Origin of the sequence: Paenibacillus sp. R14(2021), assembly GCF_019431355.1 — a bacterium.
Classification (GTDB): Bacteria; Bacillota; Bacilli; order Paenibacillales; family Paenibacillaceae; genus Paenibacillus_Z.
Genome location: NZ_CP080269.1, coordinates 717,249 through 743,776, shown reverse-complemented (window position 1 = coordinate 743,776; position 26,528 = coordinate 717,249). Strand labels below are relative to the sequence as shown.

The 26,528-nt window shown below is 48.8% G+C and carries 27 protein-coding genes; 3 read left to right on the top strand and 24 right to left on the bottom strand.

Going from position 1 to position 26,528, the window contains the following annotated elements; all coding sequences use genetic code 11:
• Nucleotides 1–21: 21 nt before the first annotated feature.
• The 10 genes from KXU80_RS03810 to pgmB form a co-directional block, all read right to left on the bottom strand.
• Nucleotides 22–1,155: a glycerate kinase gene (locus KXU80_RS03810; protein WP_219836962.1), complete on the bottom strand. Its 1,134-nt coding sequence runs from the start codon at nucleotides 1,153–1,155 to the stop codon at nucleotides 22–24.
• Nucleotides 1,156–1,162: 7 nt separating this feature from the next.
• On the bottom strand, nucleotides 1,163–3,526 hold the full coding sequence (locus KXU80_RS03805; RefSeq protein ID WP_219836961.1) for a glycoside hydrolase family 65 protein: 2,364 nt from the start codon (nucleotides 3,524–3,526) through the stop codon (nucleotides 1,163–1,165).
• 30 nt (nucleotides 3,527–3,556) lie between these two features.
• A complete protein-coding gene (locus KXU80_RS03800; RefSeq protein WP_219836960.1) occupies nucleotides 3,557–4,597 on the bottom strand; it encodes a Gfo/Idh/MocA family protein in 1,041 nt (346 codons plus the stop codon).
• Nucleotides 4,598–4,679: 82 nt separating this feature from the next.
• Complete coding sequence (locus KXU80_RS03795; protein WP_219836959.1) at nucleotides 4,680–5,492, bottom strand: sugar phosphate isomerase/epimerase family protein; 813 nt, start codon at nucleotides 5,490–5,492, stop codon at nucleotides 4,680–4,682.
• A gap of 38 nt (nucleotides 5,493–5,530) precedes the next feature.
• Nucleotides 5,531–6,586, bottom strand: coding sequence for a zinc-dependent alcohol dehydrogenase (locus tag KXU80_RS03790; RefSeq protein ID WP_219836958.1), 1,056 nt, complete (start codon nucleotides 6,584–6,586; stop codon nucleotides 5,531–5,533).
• A 28-nt stretch (nucleotides 6,587–6,614) separates the two neighbouring features.
• Complete coding sequence (locus KXU80_RS03785) at nucleotides 6,615–7,457, bottom strand: carbohydrate ABC transporter permease (protein WP_219836957.1); 843 nt, start codon at nucleotides 7,455–7,457, stop codon at nucleotides 6,615–6,617.
• On the bottom strand, nucleotides 7,451–8,320 hold the full coding sequence (locus KXU80_RS03780) for a carbohydrate ABC transporter permease (RefSeq protein WP_219836956.1): 870 nt from the start codon (nucleotides 8,318–8,320) through the stop codon (nucleotides 7,451–7,453). The genes KXU80_RS03785 and KXU80_RS03780 overlap by 7 nt, the downstream gene beginning before the upstream one ends.
• A 73-nt stretch (nucleotides 8,321–8,393) precedes the next feature.
• Nucleotides 8,394–9,746 carry an ABC transporter substrate-binding protein gene (locus KXU80_RS03775; RefSeq protein ID WP_219836955.1) on the bottom strand — a complete coding sequence of 451 codons (1,353 nt, stop codon included), beginning with the start codon at nucleotides 9,744–9,746 and terminating at the stop codon, nucleotides 8,394–8,396.
• Between the two features lie 68 nt (nucleotides 9,747–9,814).
• Nucleotides 9,815–10,840: a LacI family DNA-binding transcriptional regulator gene (locus tag KXU80_RS03770; RefSeq protein ID WP_219836954.1), complete on the bottom strand. Its 1,026-nt coding sequence runs from the start codon at nucleotides 10,838–10,840 to the stop codon at nucleotides 9,815–9,817.
• Nucleotides 10,841–10,921: 81 nt separating this feature from the next.
• Nucleotides 10,922–11,602: a beta-phosphoglucomutase gene (gene pgmB / locus KXU80_RS03765; RefSeq protein ID WP_219836953.1), complete on the bottom strand. Its 681-nt coding sequence runs from the start codon at nucleotides 11,600–11,602 to the stop codon at nucleotides 10,922–10,924.
• A 106-nt stretch (nucleotides 11,603–11,708) separates the two neighbouring features.
• Here pgmB and KXU80_RS28340 point away from each other — a divergent pair, with 106 nt between their 5' ends.
• Complete coding sequence (locus tag KXU80_RS28340; RefSeq protein ID WP_374987747.1) at nucleotides 11,709–11,987, top strand: transposase; 279 nt, start codon at nucleotides 11,709–11,711, stop codon at nucleotides 11,985–11,987.
• Here KXU80_RS28340 and KXU80_RS03755 read toward each other — a convergent pair.
• From KXU80_RS03755 to KXU80_RS03710, 11 genes are all read right to left on the bottom strand, one after another.
• Nucleotides 11,947–12,633: a hypothetical protein gene (locus tag KXU80_RS03755; RefSeq protein WP_219836951.1), complete on the bottom strand. Its 687-nt coding sequence runs from the start codon at nucleotides 12,631–12,633 to the stop codon at nucleotides 11,947–11,949. The two genes, KXU80_RS28340 and KXU80_RS03755, sit on opposite strands and share 41 nt — an antisense overlap.
• Nucleotides 12,634–13,526: 893 nt before the next feature.
• Nucleotides 13,527–13,982, bottom strand: a complete 456-nt coding sequence (locus KXU80_RS03750) for an NUDIX domain-containing protein (RefSeq protein WP_219836950.1) — start codon at nucleotides 13,980–13,982, stop codon at nucleotides 13,527–13,529.
• Nucleotides 13,983–14,324: 342 nt separating this feature from the next.
• Complete coding sequence (locus KXU80_RS27810) at nucleotides 14,325–14,753, bottom strand: transposase (RefSeq protein ID WP_258171403.1); 429 nt, start codon at nucleotides 14,751–14,753, stop codon at nucleotides 14,325–14,327.
• Nucleotides 14,754–14,904: 151 nt separating this feature from the next.
• Nucleotides 14,905–15,444, bottom strand: coding sequence for an IS110 family transposase (locus tag KXU80_RS27805; RefSeq protein WP_258171232.1), 540 nt, complete (start codon nucleotides 15,442–15,444; stop codon nucleotides 14,905–14,907).
• Nucleotides 15,445–15,699: 255 nt separating this feature from the next.
• Complete coding sequence (locus tag KXU80_RS03740; protein ID WP_219836949.1) at nucleotides 15,700–16,353, bottom strand: hypothetical protein; 654 nt, start codon at nucleotides 16,351–16,353, stop codon at nucleotides 15,700–15,702.
• Between the two features lie 370 nt (nucleotides 16,354–16,723).
• Nucleotides 16,724–17,044: a hypothetical protein gene (locus tag KXU80_RS03735; RefSeq protein WP_219836948.1), complete on the bottom strand. Its 321-nt coding sequence runs from the start codon at nucleotides 17,042–17,044 to the stop codon at nucleotides 16,724–16,726.
• A gap of 276 nt (nucleotides 17,045–17,320) precedes the next feature.
• Entirely contained in the window at nucleotides 17,321–17,890 is a 570-nt protein-coding gene (locus KXU80_RS03730; RefSeq protein WP_219836947.1) for a DUF4269 domain-containing protein, read from the bottom strand.
• A gap of 328 nt (nucleotides 17,891–18,218) precedes the next feature.
• Nucleotides 18,219–19,481 carry an erythromycin esterase family protein gene (locus tag KXU80_RS03725; RefSeq protein ID WP_258171231.1) on the bottom strand — a complete coding sequence of 421 codons (1,263 nt, stop codon included), beginning with the start codon at nucleotides 19,479–19,481 and terminating at the stop codon, nucleotides 18,219–18,221.
• A 159-nt stretch (nucleotides 19,482–19,640) separates the two neighbouring features.
• Entirely contained in the window at nucleotides 19,641–20,039 is a 399-nt protein-coding gene (locus KXU80_RS03720) for a MarR family winged helix-turn-helix transcriptional regulator (protein WP_219836946.1), read from the bottom strand.
• A gap of 91 nt (nucleotides 20,040–20,130) precedes the next feature.
• Nucleotides 20,131–20,937 (bottom strand): N-acyl homoserine lactonase family protein, encoded by an 807-nt coding sequence (locus KXU80_RS03715; RefSeq protein ID WP_219836945.1) that lies wholly within the window; start codon nucleotides 20,935–20,937, stop codon nucleotides 20,131–20,133.
• 92 nt (nucleotides 20,938–21,029) lie between these two features.
• On the bottom strand, nucleotides 21,030–22,196 hold the full coding sequence (locus KXU80_RS03710; RefSeq protein WP_219836944.1) for an MFS transporter: 1,167 nt from the start codon (nucleotides 22,194–22,196) through the stop codon (nucleotides 21,030–21,032).
• 405 nt (nucleotides 22,197–22,601) lie between these two features.
• Between KXU80_RS03710 and KXU80_RS03705 the strand changes: the two genes are divergently transcribed.
• Both KXU80_RS03705 and KXU80_RS03700 read left to right on the top strand, forming a co-directional pair.
• Nucleotides 22,602–23,189: an SDR family oxidoreductase gene (locus KXU80_RS03705; RefSeq protein ID WP_219836943.1), complete on the top strand. Its 588-nt coding sequence runs from the start codon at nucleotides 22,602–22,604 to the stop codon at nucleotides 23,187–23,189.
• Nucleotides 23,176–23,841 carry a nitroreductase gene (locus KXU80_RS03700; RefSeq protein ID WP_219836942.1) on the top strand — a complete coding sequence of 222 codons (666 nt, stop codon included), beginning with the start codon at nucleotides 23,176–23,178 and terminating at the stop codon, nucleotides 23,839–23,841. Before KXU80_RS03705 ends, KXU80_RS03700 begins: the two co-directional genes overlap by 14 nt.
• 256 nt (nucleotides 23,842–24,097) lie before the next feature.
• Here the strand turns inward: KXU80_RS03700 and KXU80_RS03695 are convergent, their stop codons facing one another.
• From KXU80_RS03695 to KXU80_RS03685, 3 genes are read right to left on the bottom strand one after another with little or no spacing between them, the layout of a single operon-like run.
• The gene (locus KXU80_RS03695; protein ID WP_219836941.1) at nucleotides 24,098–24,388 is read right to left on the bottom strand and encodes an ArsR/SmtB family transcription factor; all 291 of its coding nucleotides are present in this window, start codon (nucleotides 24,386–24,388) and stop codon (nucleotides 24,098–24,100) included.
• 49 nt (nucleotides 24,389–24,437) lie between these two features.
• A complete protein-coding gene (locus KXU80_RS03690; protein ID WP_219836940.1) occupies nucleotides 24,438–25,616 on the bottom strand; it encodes an MFS transporter in 1,179 nt (392 codons plus the stop codon).
• Nucleotides 25,606–26,445, bottom strand: a complete 840-nt coding sequence (locus KXU80_RS03685) for an SDR family NAD(P)-dependent oxidoreductase (protein ID WP_219836939.1) — start codon at nucleotides 26,443–26,445, stop codon at nucleotides 25,606–25,608. Before KXU80_RS03685 ends, KXU80_RS03690 begins: the two co-directional genes overlap by 11 nt.
• Between the last annotated feature and the right edge of the window lie 83 nt (nucleotides 26,446–26,528).

Sequence of the window (26,528 nt, the reverse complement as noted above, 5' to 3'; positions counted from 1 at the left end):
TCCTGAACTACTTGTTTCTATCTAGGATTGCACGGAACGAATCAAACGGATGGCATTGGATACGGTATGGAACAAATTGGTCTCGCCCTGTTCGAGCGCATCTGCAAGCGTCGTGGGCGTAGGCGTAATGCTGAAAGCCGCCTGCAAGCCTTCGTCGTACAGCTGCTCGTAACCCGGCTGAAGACTGCCGGCGAAAGCGACGACCGGTACGCCAGCGGCCCGGGCGCGCTTCACGATGCCCGCAATGACTTTGCCGTCCGGCGTCTGACGATCGATTCGGCCTTCGCCCGTCAACACGTAATCTGTGCCAGGCAGCTGGCGGTCGAAGCCCATCATGTCGAGTACGAGCTCGATGCCGGGCTCCAGCGTGCCTCCGCACAGCATCAGCGCCGCGCCGACGCCGCCTGCGGCTCCTGCGCCCGGAATATCATGCAGGCGATGACCGGTATTCGAGGCAATGACATCGGCAAAATGCGTCAGCGCCGCGTCCAGCTCGTTCGCCGTCGCCTCCGTCGCCCCTTTCTGCGGGCCGAATACGCGTGAAGCCCCGCGCGGACCAACAAGCGGGTTCGTCACGTCGCAGGCCACGCGGATCGACACCGACCTCAGCCGTGCATCAAGGCCTGACAGATCAACAGCTGCCGCACGTCCAAGCTCTCGGCCCCCAGGCCCAACAGGCTGACCGCCCGCATCCAGCACGTAGGCGCCCAGCGCCTGGAGCATGCCCGCGCCGCAGTCATTCGTCGCGCTGCCGCCGATCGTAATGAGCAGCTGCGAGACGCCATGGCCAAGCGCTTGCAGAATCACTTCGCCTGTACCGTAACTCGTCGTCACGAGCGGATTCCGCGATTCGGGTGCGACGAGCTGCAGACCACTCGCCTGCGCCATTTCCACGATGGCGACCTTTCCGTCGCCCGATATGCCGTATTTGGCGGTAACCGGCTCGCCGAGCGGACCGCTGACCTTTGCCTCGTGGAGCCGACCGTCCATCGCGTACGCCAGCACGTCCAGCGTTCCTTCTCCTCCGTCGCCGACGGGCAGCTCGATGATCTCCGCGCCTTCCATGATAGATTCGATCGCACTGCGCATGACGCGGGTCACGAGCTGAGCCGACATGCTTTCTTTGAACGAGTCCGGCGCTAAAATAAATTTCATAGGATCGTCAACTCCCTTGCGCACTCGAGTAGGATACGGTCAGCCGATCCTCCAGCCTGTAGACTTGGTGCCCGATCCTCACATCGATCGGAACCGGCGAAGGCGATTCCGCCTCGATCGCGATTTGCTCGTGCGTAAGCTCAATTTGGAGCCGAGTCCCTTTCCACACGAATGGGAACCGCAGCGATTTCCATTTCGATGGCAATCGCGGCGTCATGCTCAGTTCGCCGTTCTCCGCTTGAATCCCTGCGAAGCCGAAGACGATGCATTTCCAGATGCCGCCAAGCGATGCGGAATGGATGCCGGCGTCCGACGATTTCATGTTCGCACCCAGATCGATTTCCGATGCCTGTCGGAAGAACTCGTATGCCGTCTCCCGTTCGCCGATGCCGCTAGCAACGATGCTGTGCACGGCCATGCTGAGCGAAGAGTCGTGGATCGTTTTTGATTCATAGTACGATAAATTCGCGGCCTTCACTTCGTTCGAGAATCGATTCTGCAGCAGGTAAAGCAGCATCACGACGTCGGCCTGCTTGGATACCTGCATGCCGATGACCTGATCCCGGCTGTAGTCCCGCAGAATGCCCTGCACCGAAGCGCTGTTTTTGTAAGGCGCAATATCGATCGAAGGCTTGGTCAAATACGTATCGTCCTGCGGAATCAGGTTGTCGCCTGCTCTCGGAGACGGAAGATAGAGGCGTGCAGCGACTTTGCGCCACTGGTCCAGTCTGTCTTCGATGCCGAACGTCTCGTTCAAGCGCCGGTAGATGTCCGGTTTTGTTTCCTGATAGGACAGGCACAGCTCGATAGTCGCTTGAATGGCCCATTGCGCCATGTAATTCGAGAATGCGTTGTTGTCGATATGCTCCTTGTATTCGTCAGGGCCGATGATGTTCAGGATGACGTATGCCTGTCTCGACTCGTCCCACACAACACGGCTCGCCCAGAATGAAGCGATTTCGATCAACATCTCAGCTCCCATAGCATCCATAAACGCTTCATCGCCGGTGGCCTGTGCGTACTTAACAACCGCAAACGCGATGTCCGCCGAAATGTGCTGCTCCAGAAAGCCCGACCAAATCTTCGTTGCTTTGCCCGTGAGCACGTTCACCGCGCCCCATACCGGCGTCTCTTCCTTGCCCGTAAAGGCCGTCTCCCACGGATACATCGCGCCTTCATAGCCATTGTCAGCGGCTTTAAGACGGGCACCGTCCAAGCCAAGATAACGGTATTCCAGCAGCCCCTTCGCGATGCTGGGCATCGTATGCAGGAAATATGGAAGGATGAATATTTCGGAATCCCAGAAGGAATGACCCTTGTACCCTTCGCCGGTCAAGCCCTTCGCCCCGATCCCATAACGGGAGTCGTGATGCGGGGTCATGATCAGCAGATGATACTGCGCAAACCGGACCGCTAACTGATCAAATCCGTCCTCTTCGCTCTCGATGGTGATGTCTGCGTTGTCCCAGTAGGCCTTCCAACGGGCAGCGCTGTCCGACAGGAGTGCGGCATAGCCCTTGCCGAAGTTTGAGCGGAACGCTTGCAGGGACTTTTCCCGCAGCATATCCAGGCTGTACGCCTCTCCCTGCATGGCTTCGGCATCGCGGCTCGTGTTGACGCTCGCGATTTTCTCGACAGCGATGACCGACGCGGCCGGCACCGTGCATGAATATGACATGCCGACCTTGCGGCGGCCTATATTCATCTCCGGCTTCAGCGCGAGCGGCTCTCCGTCCAATTCCCAGCGATTGGCGGCATGGAGTACGAAGTCGATGTTCGACTGCGTTGTCGTCTGTACCAGCTGCGCGATTTCCTTGTCGTAAATCCGCTTGATGCCCTCGTGGAAATGCTGCGCGCCGGAATTGGTCATCTGGCCGTTGATGCCGCTTGTCCAGCGCAGCTCGCACTCGCCGCTCAGCGGGGTGATTTCCATGCGCATGCCGAGCATGTGCAAATTATCGAGCGACACGAAACGCAAGAAGCGGCAGCTGTACTTGCGCCCTTTAGGGCTCTCCCATAGAAATTCGCGCGTTAGTTCCCCTGTCCGCAAATTCAAGCTTTTCTGGTATACATGGACGCGGCCGCTTTCAAGCGACAGCCTCTCGCCGCCCAGCACGATTTCCATCTCCGTCAGATCGGCGGCATTCGGCAGCTCCGTCGCTTCGCCGTCATCGAATTTGTTGAAGGTGCCCGCAACGAATAAATTGCGGGTTTGCTTCAAGTACGATTCCTCCGGCGAGGAACGAAGACCCATATAGCCGTTGCCAAGCGCCATGATCGTCTCCGTCTTGCCCAGCAGTTCGCCTTGAAAGCCGTTTTCCGAGAAAAGCCAGTTTTGGTCTTCCCCGATTCCCAATCCATACTGCAGCATTTGGTTTCCTCTTCCCCAAGCTTTCTTTCTTTATAGATATACGGCTTCGCCGGTTTCCGCCGACTGATAAAAGGCATCGATCAGCCGCATGATTTGGACGCCTTGTTCCGCCGTGCAGCGAGGCGTCTTGCCCTCCAGGCAGCACGTAATAAAATCGTCCACGGCCCGCTGACGCTTGTCGTGCTCCACAATAAATGGAAGCGACAAATCGACGAGCGAGCCGTGCTTCTCTTGAAAAAAGGCCGGCGGAAATACTGTCGCGCCGCCTTGATTGCCGAACAAATGCACATTCATCGTCTGTTTCTCCCGCATGTTGATCGCAAACGACGTTTCGAGCAGAAGCGATGCGCCGTTCTTGAAGCGAATCATCCCCATGGCGGCGTCCTCAACCGTGAATGCCTCCGGATCCCAACTGCCCATCAGACCAACGCCCGGACGGTTGCCGATTTGTTGATGCGTGGCCGCGAGCACGGATGCCGGCTCGGGAAAATCCATGAGGTACAGCGCTGTGTCCAGCATATGAATTCCGATGTCGATAAGCGGCCCGCCGCCTTGCAGCTCTTTATTCGTGAAGGAACCCCATCCGGGAATTCCTCTGCGGCGCATCGCTTCCACGCGGGCAGCGTAAATATGCCCAAGCTCGCCGGCGTCGGCGTACCGCTTGAGCGCTTCTACCTCGCTTGAGTAGCGGAAGCTGAAATTATATGCCAGCATACGGCCGCTTCGGGCCGCGGCGGCTGCCATAGCTTCAGCGTCGCTCGCATGGAGCGCCGGCGGTTTCTCGCACAACACATGGCAGCCCGCATGCAGCGCGTCGATGACCATTGCCGCATGCGAGCGATTCGGCGTACAGACGCTAACGGCATCCAATTCGCATGCTTCGAACATTTCCTTATGGCTCGTAAATACGTTCGAAATACCGTACTGCGCTGCGATCTCCTCTGCCTTCTCTCTGCTTCGGTTGACCAGCGCCACGATCTCCACCTCTTCCGAACGCTTCCTATACGCCGGAATATGAGCAACCTGCGCGATTTCGCCGGTACCGATCAGGCCGACCTTCAGCTTACCCATGTATTCACTTCCCTATCGTTCAACGCCGCCTGCGTACGGAACGCATCGCGGAGCGATATGCGTTCCGCGCGTAGGCGGCTGTTTAATTAGATTGCTCCGCCTGTCTCAGACAGGCACGGATATAGTTGACGGACGCTCGGTAGATCGACGCTTCGTCTTCACCCTGCACGCGGCATTCGAAAGCTAGATAATCGTCGTATCCGATTTCCTTCAGCGCCCGGAAGCCCGAGACGAAATCCATGTGGCCGTCTCCGGGCTGAAACCGGTGACTATCCGCCAGATGGACATGGCCGAGATGCTTGCGCGCCGCTTTCAGGCTGGCAGCGATATTGCGCTCTTCGATATTCATATGGAAAAAATCCGCAATGACCTGTACGCGGGAGAACCCGCCTTCTTCAATAAGGCTGACGGCATCCGAGAGCGAGTTGATCATATAATCTTCGTAGCGGTTCAGCGGTTCGAGGTAGAGATAGGTACCAGTTTGTTCCGCAACGCGGTTGATCCTGCCCAGCGAATCGAGAAGCACGGCTCTTGTTTCTTCGTCGGAGCGCGGCGGCGTGTGCGGTGGAAGCCTGCGGGAGAACATGCCCCATGCCGCAGGCACGACAATCCCTTTTCCCGAGATCTCGGCCAAATGCTTCAATATTTCGCCGATGTCCGTTATGGAATGCTCGCGCCGTTCGGCATTGAAATCGCCGATCCAGCCGCGGTATCCGCCGCAGGCAGTCGGGACTTCAATACCGAGCGTACGGATCGCGCGCTTCACGGCTTCAAATTCGTCAATCAGCAGCTTGCCGTCGATTTCATAGGCATCAAACCCCATCGCTTGCACGGCTGCGAGTTTCGCTTCTACCTGCTCCGGGAAGAAAGGCTTGTCCTGTGTAGCTATTTTCATTCGAAAGACCTCGCTTTAGTTAATCACTCTCAGCAGACTTAGAACGTAATACCCAGCTTGATGCTTAGCTCCGGACGCCGGTCCACGACTTCGCAGTACGCCTCGGCGGATTCTTCGAAGCTGACAACCGGCGAAACGATGTGCTCGCAGTTAATGTAGCCGCTGCTCAGCATCTCCCAGCACACTTCCTCAATGCGTTTGCGGTTCCAGCGCGGATAGTCGGGATTCGGCTCACTGCCCGCGCGCGAGAAGACGATCTTGGCATTGTTGAAATGCGCTTCCCGTCCGAGGTTCAGCCCGCCTTTGAATTCCTTCGCCCACCCGGCGTATGCGATTGTGCCGCCGTATGCCAGCCCGCGGAGCGAATCCTGCAGCGCATGCACGTTCGCGCTCGTCTCGATGATAACGTCGACGCCTTGCTTGTTCGTCGCTTTCTTCAGCTCAAGGCCGACGTCGCAGTTCATGGAGTCAAATGCCGCATCCGCGCCGTCGCGAAGCGCCACATCGCGGCGAGCTTCAATCGGATCGATGACGGCTACATAGCTTGCGCCGAGTTTCTTGGCCAGTTGCGCTGCGATCTGGCCGATTGCACCGAGGCCAATTACCGCGACGCGGTCGCCCGGACGGACATGGCCGTCGCGGATCGCACCGAGTGCGAATTGAGCAGGATCATAGCATACGGCGTTTTTCCAGGACATGCCCGGTTTCATTTTATATAGCCGGTAATTGTCGACCGCCTTGATAATATGCGTCTCGCGAATGCCGCCGTAGCTGCAAACCATGTCGCCGACCGCGTAATCCGTCACTTCACTGCCGGCTTCGGTAACCGTGCCGACCCATTGGTTGCCGAGGTTCCATTCGCCGAACTTAACGCCCAGCTCCTCGCCCGGATCGCGCGGCAGGAACAGCTGCCATTCGGGATCGTATTGGTCGTTCAGGAATGGCGTTTCGCCGCGAAAATCCGCCAGCTCCGAGCCGTGCTTCGGCGAAGCGTAATTGACTTTGACTTTGATTTCGTTCGCAGCGATCGGACGATCTTCGTAATGTAAGAGCTCTGCTTGTCTAGGCGCGACGGCCACTAATTGTTTACTCATGATGATGCCTCCCGTGAATGGTATTCGATTAACCTTTGACGCCGCCTTCGGTCAAGCCGCCGGAGAAATATTTCTCTACGAGGCTGAACAGGATGACGATCGGAACCGCCGTCAGCAGCGAAGCCGCCATCATGCGTCCCCAGACGAAGTTTTTCGTTTGGAACAAATGGCTGAGCCCGATCGGCAGCGTCATTTTGTCCTCGGACGTGATGAAGATCGAAGCGAACAAATAGTCGTTCCATGCAATCATGAACACGTAAATGAAGACAGACGCAATCGCCGGCAGCGACAACGGCACAATGATTTTATAGATAACCTGAAACCGGTTCAGACCATCAATGAGAGCGGCTTCCTCCAAGGATTCCGGTATCGTGCGGAAATAGTTTCCCAGCATGTAGAGCGTAACCGGCATGGTAAGCACGATGTAGACGATGACTAGCGATACTTTCGTATCGTACAGGCCGGCGGCCGTAACCATTTTGTACAACGGTACGATGAGCAGCACGCCGGAGAACATGTAGATGAACAAGACGCCTTTCTGGAAAACGCCGCGTCCCTTGTAATCTAGGCGGGCAAAGCTATAAGCGCCCATGGTGCCGACAACGACGGAGATCAGCGCTGTCGCGAAGGAGATTTGGAAGCTGTTCAGGAAATAACGCCAGAACGGGAACACGTCCGGATTCAAGACATCGCGGAAATTCTCCCATGTGATGTGGCGCGGGAAAAACGTCGGATTTAGACTGATGGTTTCGGCGCTAGGCTTCAGCGCCGTACTCAGCATCATCAGAAACGGAAAAATAGCGGTGAACAGCGTCAGCGCGACAAGAACGTATAAAATCAGCCTTTTTGCAAAACCGTTCGTGGTTACCATTTGATCACCTTCCTAACGATGACAAGCACAAGTGCCATGACGAGAACGAACAACGATACCGTAATGGCCGAAGCCAAGCCGTAATTGTAGGTCGAGAAGGCGGTCATGTAGGTATACACGCCGACAACGGGCACTTGCTTGGACAGCAGATAGATCTCGTCGAATTTATAGAAGTTCCAGATGAACCGCAGTACGACAAGCGAAGCAACGACGAATTTGATTTCCGGCAGCGTGATGTGCCACAGCTTGCGCCAAGGCGTTGCGCCGTCGATGCTCGCGGCTTCGTACATCGATTCATCAATGGACTGCATCTTGGCGAGAATCATCATGAACGTGAACGGGAACAGATGCCAAATATCAAATATAATGACGAGCCAGAGCGAACCTGACGCGGAATCCAGCCAATCGATGCGGTGGCTGAGCAGATGCAGCTGATCAACAAGCACATCGTTCACGATGCCGTAGGCCGGGTTGAACATGTACTTCCAGATGAATACCAGCGAGATGACCGGCGCGACATAAGGAAGCAGAATAACGGAACGATAGAGACGGCGGCCCTTCATCTTCTGATTCAGCAGCAGTGCCGCGTATAGACCAATTACCGTCGCACCGACAACGGTGATGATCGCATAAATCAGCGTTACCGCGATCGAATGCCAGAAGCTGCCGTCTAAGATCAAGCTCTTATAATTGCCGAAACCGATAAATTTGCTCGGTTTGCGCGGATTAAGTGATACGTGATTGAAGCTCAGCCAGATATTATAAAAAAGTGGATACACGATAACTGCCGCAATCAATGCCAATGAGGGCGCGATCAATAAATAACCAAGCCTGGCTTCTGCTGCTTTGGAAGTTTTTTTCATAGCTTCATTGCAGCGAAACCCCCATGCAAGGGGGATTCGCCGCAGATGTTCACTCCTTTGTCCTTGCTGCTTTTTATTTCGATTGCGCTACCGTTTCTTTCATGGAAGCCTCGGCTTTGTCTGCGGCTTCGTTGACGTCGCCGTCGTGCTCCGTGATGCTGTTGACCGCTTCCGGAATGATGAAGCGCGACGAAATGTCACCCATGACAGTGTACGTCTTGTTATCTTGGAAGCCGAAACGCTGCAGGTTCTCAAGGCCGGCTGGGATTAGAGCCGCCGTCTCTCCGAACGCTTTCAGAATTGGATTTTCCAAGTAAGTCGGATCGGAGGCCACCGATTTGCGGGTTGGGTTCGCTCCGCCCGGGGCGATATGCAGATAGTTGATATTGTTCTCTTTCTGCATCAAGAATGATACGAATTTTTTTGCAGCTTCCGTCTCGCTCTTGTCAATCGTATTCGTAATCGCAAGTCCCGTGATTTGGCCAAAGGTCGCTTTATTCTTGTGCTCCGGAATCGCAAAGCCCGTATTCTTGGCAAGCTCGGCGTTCTTGGACAGATCCGGCATGATGTACGTGGAGTACATCATCATCGGTACGCTGCCCGACAGGTACAGGTCATGCGCATCCCGCCAAGTCGTCGCACCCGGAGGAGTGAATTTCGACAAATCCTTATAATACGTCAGCGCTTCCTTCATTTGATCCGATGTAAAGGCAGGGTCGCCGTTCTGGTCGAAGATCTTCGCGTCGTTGGACAGCGCGAACTGGCTGAAGGTTTGTTCCGTGAAATCGTCCTTCGCTTTGCCGATGACGATCCCGTATTGCTTCTTGTCCGCCGCGTTAAGCGTTTGCGCCGCTTTCAGAATGTTTTCCCATGTCGTCGGGGGCTGCAAGCCCTTCTCGGCGAAGATTTTCTTGTTGTACCAGATCCCTTGCACCCAGCCTGAAATCGGAACGCCAAGGTAGCCTTCGCCATCCGGGTTTTTGAGCGATGCAAGCGCGCCGGTGTAGAAATCGTCTTTGCCCAGCTCATTGATGACCGCTTCGCTCGTTGCCGTGTCGCTCACCTCTTGGGAGCCCAGTAATTGCATGGCGTCGATACCGCCTTCGATGATGGCCGGGAGCTTGTTCGCTGCCAGTGCAGCCGAGATCTTCGTCGGGAAATCCTCTTCCGCGATCGGGATTTGTTCAACGTGCACGCCTTTGTTTTCGCTTTCAAATTTGCTGATGAGCGCCTTGAGCTGCTTTACGCGGTCTTCTTCGGTTTGCGTATGCCAATATTGAATCGTCACTTCTTGGTTATTGTCCGCGTTCCCGCCCGCATCGGCTCCGGTTTGATTGCTGCCGGCATTCGAGTTATCGTTGCCGCAGGCCGAGAGCAAAGAAGCGCCAATCAGAAGAGCTGCCATTGCCGGTACATGTTTTTTCATCGTCTAATCCCCCATATTTTTCGAAATTGGTTAATCCAAAAACGTTTTTGAAAAACAATCAAAAAAACTTATATGTGTCTAGGTTTGGCGACGGACTCGCGGATAACGAGCTCGCAAGGCAGTGTTACGGGTTCTGGCCGGGTGGCTTCATCATCGATAGTTTGCAATAGAATACGAGCGGCCTGTGTGCCCATCTCGTACTTGTTCTGTCTTATTGTGGTTAATCTAGGCCTAAAATATACAGCTTCCTTGATATCATCGAATCCCATAACTGAAATGTCCTCCGGCACGTTCATGCCGCGGCTATTCAAGAATTCAATGACGACGTTCGCCATCTGATCGCTTACGCAAAAAAAGGCCGTAATGTTAGGTTTGTGGGCAAGCAGATAACCGGCTTCTTCTACGGCTCTTGTCTTCGAGAAATAACCGAGCCGCATCAGCATAGGATCCATGCCAAGCTTGTTCTCCATCAATGCGTCTTGGTATCCCCGCATCCGATCGAAGCTTTGCTTACTGATTTCGTCACCGCCGATGAAAGCGATTGTGCGATGGCCTTGCGAAATCAAGTAGTTTACGGCTTCTTTCGCCCCCGTGTAATTATCGGATTCTACGTAAGTACAGCGATCACCAACTAGCGGAATATCGATCGCAACGCATGGAATGTTGCTGTCCTGCAGCTCGTCCAATTGCTCGGTTCGCTTCTTGCCTTCGCCGGATAACAGCAGTACGACGCCGTCTACGCTGCGTTCCCGGCAAAGTGTCGTAAGCGTGGAATGCTCTTTGGTTTTGTTCGTGAATAATAAAATATCATAGCCCTGGTTGCCCATTTCTTCGCGGACGGCCGAAACGATGTCCAAAAAGAAGGGATGATCAAGCGCGGAATTCTCTTTATTGCCAAAAAACATGCCGATTGTATGTGTTTTCTTCTGCACCAAGCTTCTTGCAACCGCGTTGGGATAATAATTCATCTCCTTGGCGATTTGCATAATTTTCTCGCGGGTCTTGGCATTAACATCCGTATAGTTGTTCAGGGTTCGGGAAACTGTTGAAATTGAAAATCCTGAGCGTTCAGCAATTTCCTTAATCGAAGCCATTTCATCACCCCATTTCTCGAAAACGTTTTTGGTTACGGTTTCATAGTATCAATATTTATGTTCATGGTCAATATGAAATATTTATCTGGCAGCGTGTCCGCGGTTTGCATAATTTTTGCAGAGGTCTGCATAGTTAAGCATTCCCGTATTTTCAACGACCCAGTCCGCTTGCGCGAGAATATCTGGTTTTCCTACGCCTACCGCGAACATACCGGCTGCTTTAATGGCCTCGACACCCACTTCGGCGTCTTCAACGCCAAGGCAATCGCTGTATGGCGTATTGAGCGCATCCGCCGCTCGCAAGAAAATTTCCGGATCCGGCTTGCCATTCGCAACCAGACCGACGTCAACGATATGATCGAAATAATGACCGACGCCCAGCTTTCGGATGACATCCGGCGCATTTTTGCTTGCCGAAGCAAGACCGATCCGGATTCCTTCTTCTTTCAGGCGCATCAGCAGCGATTCGATGCCGGGAAGCAGATTGCTCGGCGTAATTGTGTCTATGAGCTGCTTGTAATAGTCATTCTTTTCCGTGGCGAGTCTGATCTTCTCCTCGATGGACCAATCCTCCTTCCTGCCGCCTCGCACCAGTACGCGTTCCAGTGATTCCATGCGGCTGACTCCCTTCAACTGCTCGTTGAATTCCCGGTCGATGGATATCTCGAGCTCGTCCGCCAGCCTCTTCCACGCCAAATAATGGAACTCCGCCGTGTCCGTAATGACGCCGTCCAAATCAAATATAGCCGCTTTGAAAGTCATGATTGTAATTCACTCCTTGGTTTGATGAAATCATAGGCCTGCTTATTAGCCTGTCCCTTAATCTACACCATTCCAAAAACGTTTTCAATCCCACGATTCAAATTGGTTGTTTGCTGCCCTTATTATTTCCAAAACTATTTTCGTACACCCCGTAATCGACGAAGAAAGGAAGAGAGCACATGATTTCGAATTTACTCGAACGTCATGTGCTCTCTTACTCCATTCACCTTTAATTCATAAAATTCTTCCCAATTACCCGTTGTTAAGATCGATTCCCGGTGTCGGTGCGCTCACGGCAGCTACGATTCTCTCGGAGATTGGCGATGGGTTTTATAAACGGGTCGTCAGGTCGTCATACTTAGGCTCGCGGTGGTTGTCCGGTTGAATAAACTCACGGCACTTCTTCTTCTGTCCAGATCAAAGGGCGTTTTACTAGTACGTATCTTTAAGGTATTTAATATCTTTATATCTTCCAAATATTTATATCTTTTTAATTCTACTAACGGTATCTGAAAAATCAGTTTATACCTCGCTTCCCCATCAAAACCTTTTTCTCTTTCTTTACAAACATAACTTGGTTCAGAACTATTTACTTCCCCATGATCTGATAGAAAGGCACAATCATCATACTTTATTCGATCTACTTTAAATTTCCCAATATTTTCAATCTCTATTGAATCTTTTTTTGTTATTACCTTATAGTTCTTGCCCGATTCAATTAGATTAACTGTAATTGTGTCAAAATTTAATGACTTCTCCCAATAGTACTCGCTATAATTTATTGCATTATAAAATCTAAACACGATATTTGCCGACTCTGCATAACTTTCAAAATAAGTTAACATCAAATTATTATTATCAAGCTTATATTGAAATTCTGTGTCAATTTTATCAAGCCAATCATTTACTTCTTTGGTTGCCCATTTTGGTGTTGTACTTTCTAAATTGGCGATAGTTCTATTGAATTCTATGCGCTCGTTAATATTGGAATACAACATATAAATTATTATGGGTGATAAAATAATAAGCATACTTAATATGTACTTTTGTTTCGATGCATTAGTCTTAACTAATTTATTCAGGATAATTATGGCATATACAGTACATGTAGCTCCAGTCAAACATAAGATCATTACTAAGTATATTACTAGATTAAGAGATTCCTGATTATAGAAATAATGTTTAATTATAAACATAATAAATAGAATGATAAAAGACATACCAAAATAGACTAAAAAATGTAAATTAAGATTATTTTTCATACTTCACCTGTTCTTCTATTAATTCACAAAAAATATCATTTAAGATTCTTTTGATGCAAGGGTTGCATCTAACGTTCTTGTAGCGTTAAGTGACCATAGGGAACGGGTCGTCAGACTTAGGCTCGCAGAAGTTGTCCGGTTGAATTACCCTCGGCTCTGCTTAACTGTATTGTAGTTTTTTGATATATAGTTACCAATGTCCATGTAACTCGTGGCCCAAACCAAACTAAAAAAGACTATTAACCCTATTCCTGTAATTATTAAAATGATTCTCGTGTAAATTCTTTTCCCCTTTTTCTCTATCCTTTCAAGCTTAGAAAATATGCTTCCATAAATAGATAACGCCCCAATTATTAATATATAAAGTCCAAAAAGAAGCCATAATGGGAAATAGTTTACATAGTACATACTGATAAAGAAAGGGAATAAAATAATCCCCCATAATACATGGTTTAAGATTTTCTTCATGTGCAAACTCCGCAGTTTTAGATTTAATAAATATTTGTTTTACACTGATTTCTGATAACGTTCCTGTATTCACGAACCCTCACTGGCTTAAGTGAGCGATAGCGAACGGGTCCGACGGACTTAGCCTGTGCAGGGTTCATCGAAAATCCTCGGACCGGACCGAGGGGCGGATGCCCCGAAGCGTGAATACGTTGTTATCTGCTGTTGCCCTCTTCCCTGAGATGCCTTGACAATATCCCTGCTTTTCTAATGATTTCTATTCGTTCTCCTCTGCCTTCAATTTTCTTAATCATATCTATAGCGGTTTCAAAATTCATGATTACATATCCAGTTTTTTCATATCCTTTTGGAATTTCTGAAAATCTCTTTACGTTTGTTAAAATATAAATCGTGTAACTTTGTGTTTCCTCCCAGAACCAGCTTGCAAATGTTGTCCGTTTATCCGTTATTTCAATTCCTGCTTCCTCCATTACTTCTCTTTCCAATCCTTCATTTATAGATTCATTTAATTCTAATCGTCCTCCTATTGTTGTGAGGACTTTCTCTTCTCTATCCCAAACCATCATTAAGTTCCCGTCATCTAAAATGGGTATACAATGCACGCCACCAATTGGAAAATCAGTTGGAATTTCATTGATAAAGCGCAACATATAAATTCCTCCAAATAAAAAGGTTTACTAGGCTCTAAGGGCAATTGCATATAACGTTCTTGTATTGATATGACGAGGCTTGTCTAGCCCCCCTTTATTTTCACTGAATTCCTCGGCGCGAAGGCAACAGTCAACTCGACAGTTGGCACACTGATATCCGTGGGTTGGGTACCACACTTTATATCCGACCGTCTGAGAATCTGTTCGCTAACTCACGACGCATGTTCACCCTTTAGGACTAATGCAAATACAAGACGCGAATCCATTCCCTCTCTCGCGTTGCCTTCGGGCCCAGGAATTCAGCCTTTTCCTTTTCTTCCTTGGTTTACATCACGTTTGCTTTTAACCAGCTGCTCGAGTCTGTTCCACTTCCCGCGCAATTGCCCAGATAAACCCTAACAGTTCTCTCGCTATTGCTGTTGCTGCTACACATTTTTGCTTGCCTCGTTGTACAATAAGTCGAAAATACCGCCCATGCAACCGATGCTGCGCTTTCCATGCAATCGCTTGTACTGCTGCCTCTTGCTTTTGGTTCTTTACCTGCATTCTCTCCGTCATTGCCGGCCGGTGCCGGTATTGCCATGCCGCTTCCGTTACTACCCTCCGTATATGCGCATTTCCAGACTTCGTTATTCGTCCTCGCCAGCTTGACTCCCCACTCGATCGTTCTTGTGGCACGATACCCGCATACGCCATTAGCTGCTGTGGATTTCGAAACCTTGCGAAACTCCCGATTTCTGCTACTAGGGTTACTGCAGTTACGAGTCCCACACCCCGAAGTGCCTGCACAGCTTGAATCACCTCCGCTTGCGGCGCCGTTGTACTCTCCCGTTTAATTTCGTTTTCCAACCGCTCTAATCGGTGTTCACTCTCTAAGACCACATGGAGGTAGTCCTGGAATACATAATGCTCCGCAGTGCGCTCAAATTTCAATGCGCCTAGCCACTTCTTGTAACTCTTCGTCCATCGTTTTTTCAAATGCACGGGTTGATGGATTTGATGACGCAACAAGTTTCACCATGCGTTGTCTTGCACGATGCAGATCTTCTTTTGCATCTTCTCTGGCTCGTACTAAATCCCGCAATGCCTCCGTATCCCGATCCGGTACATAGACACTTGTAAGTTCACCGGCTCTAAACAATTGAGCCAGTCGCATCGCATCTCTGCGGTCTGTTTTCACACGGTCTCCTGCCCGTTTAGGTATGAGCGACGGTGCCACCACGATACAGCTGACCCCCATGCTCGTTAGCCATCGATACAATTCATAACCCGTTGGTCCAGCTTCATAGCAGACCTCCAATTGTTCTTTCTCCCCGAGCTGCTTCAACAACTTCCTCACAGCCTCTGGCTTGTGCGGAATGGTTCCCCAGAACCGCGGTTCTTCTCTTCCGGATTCAGCGATTGCAACAGCGATGGTTTCCTTCGAGACATCCATCCCGATATATTTTGTGGTACTATTCATGTTAACCAGCTCCTTTTTGTTGTAGCTCTGTAGAGTAGTTTGTCCATAAACACCTCTATAACCTACGTTGTACAATTAGGAGCTGGCCTCGTCATCATAACTCACGAGCCCGAGAGGCTTAAGTGACTGAAGGGAACGGGTCGTCAGACTTAGCCTCGCTGGGTTGTCCGACTGAGTTCCCCACGGCACTTCTACTTCGGTCGGACCAAGGGCGTAAGCCCGCAGCGTGAATACGGTGTTATCGGATGTAAACGACTACTTTGAGCTCCTTACAAAGTAACTTACTCTTTGCTGTTTAATTAATAAATAAGTACTAATAGCCTTATCTATAAATCTAATGAATGCTACTAATAATTGAACTAATTCCAATAGTATTTCCTTAAATTCTTGTTCTTCAATATTTCCAAAGCTAATTTTTAAAGATACATCATCTGCAAATACTAAATCCACTTCACTCCGACTGTTGCCTGAGACTATTACTCTTGTAAAGAAATCATCCAAATTCTCTAAATTTAATTGAAAGTCATCATTATAATAATGAAATAGGTTATTTCTTACTGGCAGTATTTTTTCTTTAACAAAAGAGCCATCCCAAGGAGAACATGACTCAATTAATTTCCGGTAATCATCTTTGGTTTTTTTGTCTAAAATACTAATAAACTCAATAATTTTCTTTTTCTCTTTATGCTTGTCAATATATTTTATTGCTTCCCTATAATGCGATAGTGCTATTCTAAAATAATAAAAATTCTCTCCGGCTTTATCTTTCTTGTCACTTAATTCAAAGAGTCTATTGTGTACATATAGAAAATCATTTCGTGCCATAGATAATTTTATAATCCACTGAGATAATACTTCTTGCGGATTGAATACTTCTTTAAATTTAAATACCGCTTCTTGTTTATACATGCTCTCTTGTCCTTTCGTTTATTTCCGATAACGTTGGTGTATTCACGAACCCGAGAGCCTTAAGTGACCGTAGGGAACGAGTCGTCAGACTTAGGCTCGCAGTGGTTGTCCGACTGATTCAGCTTCCCCTGAAAACCCTCGGCCGGACCGAGGGCCGAATGGCCCGAAGCGTGAATATAGTGTTATATGCTGTCGGGGCCTTCCTGAAATACTCTCAATGCTCCAATCTCTCATAACTTGAATTTTTGCTTCTATTCTTGATGCTCTTTAAAATTCCAGGATCCATTTATAGATTGCTTTAATCAATCACAGTATTCACTGGATCAACTCAACATAAGGATTTCTATGTAAACCCTCAATAAAATGATGCTTATCCAATGAATATAGTAATTGCTCCATTATTAAATGCCTCTATTAACTTAACTTTGAGGGAATCTATTCTTCTTTTTAAATAATCTAATTCATCTTTATGTAATTTTGCTTCAGCCCAGCTTTTTATTTTTTCTAATTCTTGAATTAGTGGAGAGAGATCCTTTTTAGTAAGATCTAACCCCGGGTTTAACAACAAAAGTAACTCCAGATTTAACTCCTTTATGGCAGGAACCCATGCTCTCTGAAAAAAACTCTCTGTTGCAACGGGTACATAGAAATCTGTATCTTTAGGTTCTAGAATTATTGCAGCAACTGACAAAACAATCACCGTCTTTAAGTTTTTTTATCAATTTGTCCGGTTGCTAGGACAGAAGTGACTGGCTTCGCCTTCAAATAACTCTTCGTTAGTATTTAAAATCTCGCACTGCCCCGATTGCATATAACGTTACTGTATTCACGAACCCGAGAGGCTTAAGTGACTGGAGGGAACGGGTCGTCAGACTTAGCCTCGCAGTGGTTGTCCAGCTGAATCCACTACCTGGCTTCTCTACTTCGGTCCGGACCAAGGGCGTAAGCCCGCAGCGTGAATACGGTGTTAGGCGACGTCATCTGAATCAATCCACATCTCCCTTAATTCTTCGTCTTTGCAATTATATAGTTCTAACAATTTCAAATATGGGTCTCCCTTTAGGTTTAATAGTTTTGTAAATGCCGGTTCCGTTTTTAGGCCTGTCTGCTTTAATTTAATTATCTGTTTTTTGAAATTATGTCCATACAGTTCTAACATTCTGTATTCAATGATCATATGTTTAAAACCGTTTTGTTCAGTTGTATCCATACCTTGCCCGAAAACCTCAATGGGCCAATCCTTAATTGTGAAATTGATTGTGATTCTTTCCATCTCTTTCGTTACGGAAAATCCAAGATAGGTACTAAACTTCTCTCTAGCTATTAATTCAAATTTAATAAAGTCTTGTACTTCGCAAATAATATCAAGATCGCTACCAATGACATTTATCTCGATTGGAACTGTACCAACCAGAATCGGGTTATATTCTCCAAGTAAATCTAGTATTTTATGCTCCTGCAAAAGCTGATAAACCTCAGCTTGAGTTGCATTTCCTTTCAATAAATAGTTTAAATCCGTCCATTGATTTAAATTCATATATCCTCCTGACATCTGATGTCGCCTAACGTCATATTTACGAACTTCGCAAACACTTCAATTTTATACATATTCGTGAAAATTATTTAACTATCCTGCTGCAAGTTAGTTGAATGAATGGTCTTGGTTTGAACCCGCGTTTGCAAAAACCAACAAATTAAGTGACTTTTTGCACTATCCAGCCCGTTTCGTTTTATGAGGTCAGTCTGTTTTTACTGGTTGACCTCTTTTATCTTGAAGAGGTTTATTTTTTCCGTTCTTTTACCCATAAAAAAAGATGACTTTTTCTAAGTCATCTCGTCAACTTTAATTTTCGATTCTGAGATCTTCAAGCCTGTACGGGTTCGAACACGAGCGGAGACAACGCCTTCGTCTGGCCGATATAGATAAATGCATCATAACGCTTAGACAGACAAGTCGGAACGTAATTCCCCCTCTCTCTTTCGGGGTGATACACGACGCCGATCGCTCGGTGTCCGAGAATGGCTTCGTCCAATACAGAATCGTTCGCGGGGAAAAGTAGAAGCTTGTCTTTCGGACCGAGCCGGTGAAGCAGCTCCTCCCAGCTTCCGTGCATCGCGGGCGGAACGGTCATCTCTTGGGCAGGTGCTCCCCACGATCTTCCTGCGATAACGCTTCCTTCATACGTGCCGAATCCAACGGCGTATACATCTTCCCCGTACTTCTCCCTAAGCAATTGGCCGACGTTGACCATGCCTTCGTCTTTCATGTCCGTCGCTCTTGCATCCCCGATATGCGTGTTGTGCTCCCACACAATTGCTCGTGCGCTCTCCCCATGGAATGCCATCAGCTTCTCAAGAACTTCCACCATATGACGATCCCGAACGTTCCAAGATTGGGCATCGTAACGAATCATTGTTCGGTAATAGTTCTCCGCATCATGGACGGCTAGGGCGTTCAACTCTGCACTTAGCTCTTGCTCTCGGTCTTGTATGAGCACGGAATCCTTCCACTTGTCTTGCAGCCGGCGCAGCAAACGGACGACCTCGTCTTCACAGCCCTCGCCATACAACGACGAAGCCACGCCATAGCTTTGCTCGTCACCACCGTGCGGCTCGAAACACTCGAATACGCGCTTGGCAGCCTCTAACGCCTCGCCGCCCTTCGATTCCAAGTAACCTAGCAGCTCGTTCAATGACTCCCACAGGCTGTACACGTCGATTCCGTAGAAGCCAACCTTCTCTTCCTCGGGTTTTCCCGAATTATAGCTTCGAAGCCATTCCGCGAATTCGGCAATCTCTTGGTTAGCCCACATCCAAGTCGGCCAACGGGCAAAATCCTTCAGGGCTTCCCGCACATTGGATCCGGCATGTCCCTTAATATATCGATTCAGCGCAAAGCACGAAGGCCAATCCCCTTCGACGGCGATAAAGGTATACCCTTTTTCCTCGATGAGACGTTTAGATAAAGCCGCTCGGTGCGTATAAAATTCGGAGGTTCCATGGGAAGCCTCACCAAGCAGCGTGAATTTGGCACTGCCAGCTCGTTCGATTAGGTCACTAGCGCCGAGTGGGCCTGAATAGTTTTTTGCGATTTTGTGAATTACCTTCATGTAATCGTTCTCGCTCATCTGTTTCACCTCAATAGGATAGATGTTTGTCGGTACACTTTGCTGGGGGATGCGGACAATTTCCCAACGGAAAAATAAGCATATGTTATCTTATCCAAAAATATGGAGGGTATCCTATTGTACGCAGAACAACGGAACCAACAGCATCTCCCATCAAGATTATGAATTACGCAAAAAATTCCGGCGTCTAAGGGTGTCAATTATCGAAAATTGGCTTATCAGCTTTTCGAGTGTATCCGTTACCATTGCTAATTCACTTGGAGTAATTAGCTGCTCTAAGTCTTGATACATTTTGGACTCGAAGTCTTTAATGTGCTCGGCTTTTTCTATCCCTTTCTCCGTCAGCTGCAATAACAGATACCTCGCATCGGAAGGGTTCACGACTTTCTCCAATAATGCTTCTTCTGCCATCCGATCGATTAAACGAGATGGACTTCCGGACTCACATACTAACAATCCTCCCAATTCCTTTAACGAAAGCGGCTGTCGTTGTTCAAGTACGCGGATGACCTCTGCTTGAGACGCGGTTAAATGGATTGTCTTCATAAATTCGTTCAATTGCCTGTTTCCTAGTCGTTGAGCAGCGAGAATAAAATACCGGAAACGTTCAGTTTCGAAATGAGGCATAGTCGTCTGGTTCTCCAATTCATTAAGCAATAATATGTGGAATGACTTCCGGGTCATGATTAGCCAACACGATGCGACAGTCGTCCCTTTTGGAAAAATCACTTACCCATTGGAGCGAACTGCTCGCCTCCCTTTTGTTCGTCGTTAATCCGGGGAGTATTAATTCCTTCCAAGATCGTTGTGCATAGCCCACATCCGCTACGATCAGTACCCAACCCTGTGATGTAGCGACCATGACCGAAAATTGTCCCTTACTGTGCCCTGGCGTATGTACGAGATACACTGAACCATCCTGAAACAAGTCGATTCCTTTATTGTAAGGACCGAACGGAATGGTTTCCAATGAAAAGGTATCAATCGGTACGTCGCGCCACATCGAACGGATATAGCCGAAATCCTTTTCAGCTGCTTTCCATTCCACTTCACTAGTTAGGATTCTTCTCGCACTGCGAACATGGCTGACTCCGCTAACATGATCTGAATGTAGATGCGTGAGAAGCACATAATCGAGGTCCGCGGCCTTAAGTCCCAAAGTCTCCAATTGCTCTCTAATCGACTGTCCGGCCGGCAGTTTCCCCTGAAACATCGCGTGAGAAAACCATCCCAAGTGACGCTTCGGATTTGTACGCATGTCTTCATGCCACCCCGTATCGATTAGAACTCGTCCTTTTGGATGATCAATAAGATACGTGGAAACGGGAACCCAAGTTTTGCAGGATTCTGAACGCATAAAACCTGTATAAGGGGCAGGGTGCATCGTTTTCTCCCGAAAAGCTAGAGAACGGTCAATGCGAACGGATCCAGTTTGCCATACATGAATTTTGGTCATAAAACTCCCCTCCTTTAGATGTTCTGTCATCTAATACTATAAATGACGTGTCATCTATTATGCAAATTCGGGGAGAAGGTGAGTGCGATAACTTATATTTTCTGTCTCCGATGATGGAATAAGTAATAAACGACAAGTGTTATTATCATAAGAAGTCCACCGATCAGATACATCGTGTGATAGCTTGTCACTGCCGCAAGAATGCCGAGCAGATAAGAACCTATCCCATACCCTGAGTCAAAAAACACTAAAAACGTACTGATTGCGACGCCTCTACGATGACCGGAAGAGGATTTAATCGCTATGGTCATAAAGCTAGGAAAGATAGCGCCATATCCGAGTCCAATAATTCCTGCCGAAATAAGAAATACAGGTGTCGAATAAGCTTGGCTCAACATAATCATCCCGATAATGAATAAGATGATTCCTGGATAAGCGAGGATATGTTCTCCTTTTCGATCGAACAATCGGCCGGTAAAGGGACGACTTATAAGGATCATCAATGCGAGTATGACAAAGAAGTAGCTTGCACTACGCTCCAGACCAAGGGTTTTGGCATATACGGAGATAAATGTAGATAAGGCACCATAAGAAAAAGCAAGAAAAAAACCTGCTATGGAAATAGGTATTGCCGGCGTCTCAATGTAACGTCTAAACCCCTTTACAACAGCTACTGATGTTGAACGGTCCGCATGTTTAGGAAAACTTGTGAACATCCCGAACAATAAAGACAGCAGCGAAAATACAGCGACTGTTAGGAACAAGACACCGTAACTAGCTTGCGCTGTTATCCATAAGCCTACAAAAGGCCCGATTACCATCGCAAGACTCATAAACAAACTAAAATACCCGACTCCCTCTCCTTTCCGATCTTCAGGGATCGTATCCAGAGCAATGGCTGGAGTGGATGTGGTCACAATTCCAAAAGCAAAGCCATGAATAATCCGCAGCCCGAGGAGCATGGAATTGTTGTCAATCCATGTATACAAAAAGCTGCACACCGTGGAAATAATCAATGAAATAACTAAAAGCTTGCGTCTGTTAATCTCTTCTAGCCACTTCCCAGTTAAAGGTCTTGAAATGACCGCAGTAATAACAAAAAGCGTGATTACAAGTCCGATTCCTTGCTTATTCTCATGCAGCTCCTCGAGTACGAACTGCGGCAAGGTCACGGCTAAAATATAAAAGGTCATGAAGATAAAAAAATGACATAAACTGATCGTTACGAAATCCTGACGCCATAATCTGTCTTTCACCATGTTGTCCCTTCGCCTCCACTTTCATATCCATCTTCAGGATAACCCGAACCAGACAGTTTAAAACTGTTCTTCTTTAGACTTCGGTCCCTATTTTCTCAAACAAAACAAAAAACTGACCCCTGGATCCGATCTGACTGGGAGCATGGGGATGTGTGGAATTCGAACCCTGATGGAAGCAATGCGAAAGTGTTTCTTAAAAATATTAATGCAGGTTCAGCGTATTATGAACGACGGAGCTTGGATTTCGTTGTTGCATGGTATGATCCTCATCGTTAATGAAATACTAATGCTATCTATATGATCTTCTATGGAAATTACATAGAATGCTTATCCAAGGCTTTCCAGCGATCATTAGAATTTATGTTTAGACATCACAAGCCCGGGCTACGAAGTAGGAGGTTCAGTATGAAGATTGTGGTTATTGGCGGCAGTGGGCTCATCGGAAAAAAACTTGTTCACAAGCTCACGAAGCTTGGCCATCAGGTCGTTGAGGCATCACCTAGCACAGGCGAGTTCTTCGAGACATCAGGTCGCAATCTCCTGGCCGCAGAAGCGGCCGCTGGTGAGGGACATCACGTTGAACTGTCGGTCGTCGGCACCGACTGTCTTCCCCAGAATGGGTACTACCGAGCGAAGGTGGCCCAAGAAAATCTGATCAAGGCTTCGAACGTTCCCTATACCATCCTTCGTGCAACGCAGTTCTTCGAGTTCGTCGGCGGCATCGCCCAAGAGGCCAGCGATGGACAAACTGTTCGCTTGTCGCCTGCATTTCTCCAGCCAATCTTGTCGGATGACGTTGCGGCTGCACTGGCCGACGTCACACTCGGGGTGCCTATGAATGGCATGGTTGAAGTGGCTGGCCCCGAAAAGATATGCCTCGATCTCGTGCGCCGATTTTTGAGCGCGAACAAAGACGCACGTCAGGTGACCACAGACGTCCACGCACGCTACTTCGGCACAGATAGGAAGGTGGGAGATCATGGACGTCTATGAGGCGGTGACGAGCCGACGGGCAGTGCGCGGATTCACCGACCGGCCTATACCGAAGGAGGTGCTGGAGCGCGTGCTGTCCGCCGCGGCTTGGTCGCCGTCCGGATCGAACCTCCAGCCGTGGCACGCCTACGTGCTGACCGGCGCGCCGCTGACCGAGCTCAAGAAGCGCGCCGGCGATCGCGTAGCCGCAGGCGACCCCTGGGACGAGCCGGAGTACGATCAGTACCCGCCCGCACTGAAGTCCCCGTACCACGAGCGCCGATCCGCCTTCGGCAAGCAGCGCTACGGCGCACTCGGTATCTTGCGCGAGGACAGGGAGGCGAGCCAGAGGGCCGCTTCCGCGAACTGGGACTGTTTCGGCGCGCCCGCCGCCCTGTTCTGCTACATCGACCGCGACATGTGCCCGCCCCAATGGGCCGATGTGGGCATGTATCTGCAGACCGTCATGCTGTTGCTCCGCGCCGAAGGGCTGCACAGTTGTACGCAGATGGCGTGGGCGAAGTATCACAAGACCGTCGCGGAGATCCTATCACCCCCGGAAGATCTCATCCTCTTCTGCGGCATGTCGATCGGGTTCGAGGACGTCACGGTGAGTCACGCCCGTACGGGCCGGGCGCCGCTCGACGAGACGGTCAGGTTCGTCGAGGGTTAGAAGCCGTTGCTCTACCAATCAGGTGAGCGTGGGTTCGAGTGCGGTTTCCCGGTCGGGTGATCTTTCAGGCGGGTGTGCATGACAGCAGGGCCTCCTGTACAGCTCGGGGTTGTCGAGACCAACGAGCGCCCAGGAGGCCCTGTTGTCGTAGTTGTACGCCCTCGCGTCATGCATTTATGATACAAGCCCTAGCCCTTTTCAGTTGTTTTGTAATTCAATAAATTATGAACTAAAGAGTAAAAAAAAGGATTTCTTTCTACAACGTATCAAGAAATCCGGGCAAGTAAGTCTGAAAGGTCTCCAAATTAATGCTCATATACCTCGTTTGCGCTTCTTTACGTACCGTGATCAATTTCGCCTCCCTTAATGTACGCAAATGATACGAATTATTCGATTTTGAAGTACCATGAATGTCGTTTACTTCTCCGCAATTCATCTCCTTCATGTTAGCGTATAGACCTCGTATGATTTCTAATCTTGTTTCATCAGCTAATGCCTTAAATATTCTGGCCCTGTGCTCATCATTCAATATCTTCTCAGTAGTCATAAAACTATTGTACTAAGATGTCGGAATAAATCAAGTCCCTAGGAAAGACTTATCTTGCATCATTGGAAACCTCCAATTGTCCGTGCATGAAGTTTCTTGGATAAATTGCAGCGATGCTTAGTATCAGGAACAAGATTCCCCCAAGTACGACGTATTGCGTACTTAAACCTGATATGAATAGTCCGCATACACTTGCACCAAGTGTTGTTCCCAGGTTGGCGGATGTCAGAAAGATGCCATTCGCGAATTCGGGAGCCTCAGGTGATGCAGACACAATCCAATATTGAGTTATGTTGCCTCCTATGCCGCCCAATACTCCCCAAATCAAAATAATGATGGCCATTGGCACACTGAACTGTCCCATGATGAAAAGCAGGGTGTAAACTGCTCCCAACGCAAACGGATAAGTCATTACCGTTCTTAATGCATGATTGGTAAGCAGCTTCCCTGCAATCATGTTTCCAACAATATTGGCCGCACCATATAGGAATAACATCAAACTAATTGTATTCCCGGCATAATTAGTCACGGTTTTCAGATACTCGGCAAGGTAACTGTACACCCCGAATACGGCTCCGTTCATGAAGATCACAGCGGCAACGGAGAGCCATATTATGGATCTTCTTAATACGCGTAACTGAGTACCATAAGTGAGACTTTTCACAACAGGCATCGATGGTACGCACAGAAGTGTTGCCATGAATGCGACTGTCGTTACAGCAGCAAAGAACAACATCGCATAAGCCAGCGAAGTGGCGGTAGCAATCAAACTTGAGACAGGTACGCCAAGCACCATCCCTGCAGACACACCAACGAATACTTTGGCCACTGCCTTCGAAGCGTCATCCTTGCTTACGGACGCAGCTGCGACGGTAAATGCCATTGAACAATAAACAGGATGGAAAAATGCCGGAACGACACGTGCAATCAATAATACGGTAAAGTCTGTTGTGATAGCGGAAACAAGATTACTCACAATAAAAATGCCAAGCACAAACAGCATGACTTTCTTGCGGTTCATCCGCGAAAACAATGAAGGTAATATGGGGCCAGAGACGGCAACCGTCAGCGCAAAGAGACTCACGATTAACCCAGCAGTGGAAATGCTGACACCGAAGTGGTCCGCAATGAAAGGCAAGATTCCGATTACGCCCATCTCGGTATTTAAGATACTGAATACACCCAGTGTTAATATATAGACAAGCAACTGATTGCGTTTAATCGTCATAGGCCATGGACGTCGAGAGATCACGGTAGGGATTGATCTGCGCCTGGAGATCGACAATCTTCTGCTTTGCAATACCAATTGCGTCAGCGCCTGCGATTAAGCGCTTCGGCGGTTGCTCTTGGCTAGCAATCATGAGGAGCGCGCTCGCAAGCTTGTTCGGATCGCCGGACTGTTGCCCGTTCTGTCCATTAAAAAATGCCAAGTAATTAGCTCTGCGTTCCGCATAGTCCTCAAACGATGGTTTGGCGTAAGTTGATGACGCCTCCGTTAGAAGTTCCGTACGGAAAAAGCCCGGGTTGACAATGGTCGTATGAATGCCGAATGGGGTTACCTCTGGCGCCAGCGACTCCATCCACCCCTCAAGCGCAAATTTCGATGCGCAATAGGCGGAATTGAACTCGAATCCAGAAAGGCCAGCGCCCGATGAAATCGAGATGATATGACCGGAACGTTGCTTGCGCATGACCGGCAACACTGTCCGGGTAACATGCATGGGGCCAAATAAGGCCACTTGCAGCTGACGTTCGATTTGTTCCGAGGTCAGTTCCTCGAAGAACCCCCCATAATAGTGTGCAGCATTATTGACCAGCACATCGATGGTACCGAACTGGTCGATTGCCGCATTGACTGCGGATTGTGCATCTTCAGGCCGGGTGACGTCCAATTGGACGACCCTTACATTTTCGTTTTCACCGATTGCCTTGCCCACTACATTCGTGTTACGGCCGGTAGCGACTACCCTGTGTCCCGCGTTCAAAGCAGCCTTCGCGATTGTTGTGCCCATTCCCCGACCGGCTCCCGTGATAAACCAAACCTTTGACGCATCCATGTTATTCATTGCCTCCAGCCTTTCCAAGTGTGATGTGAATCATATTGCTCTTTGTATTTATTTTAGCTTACAATTTGTATATA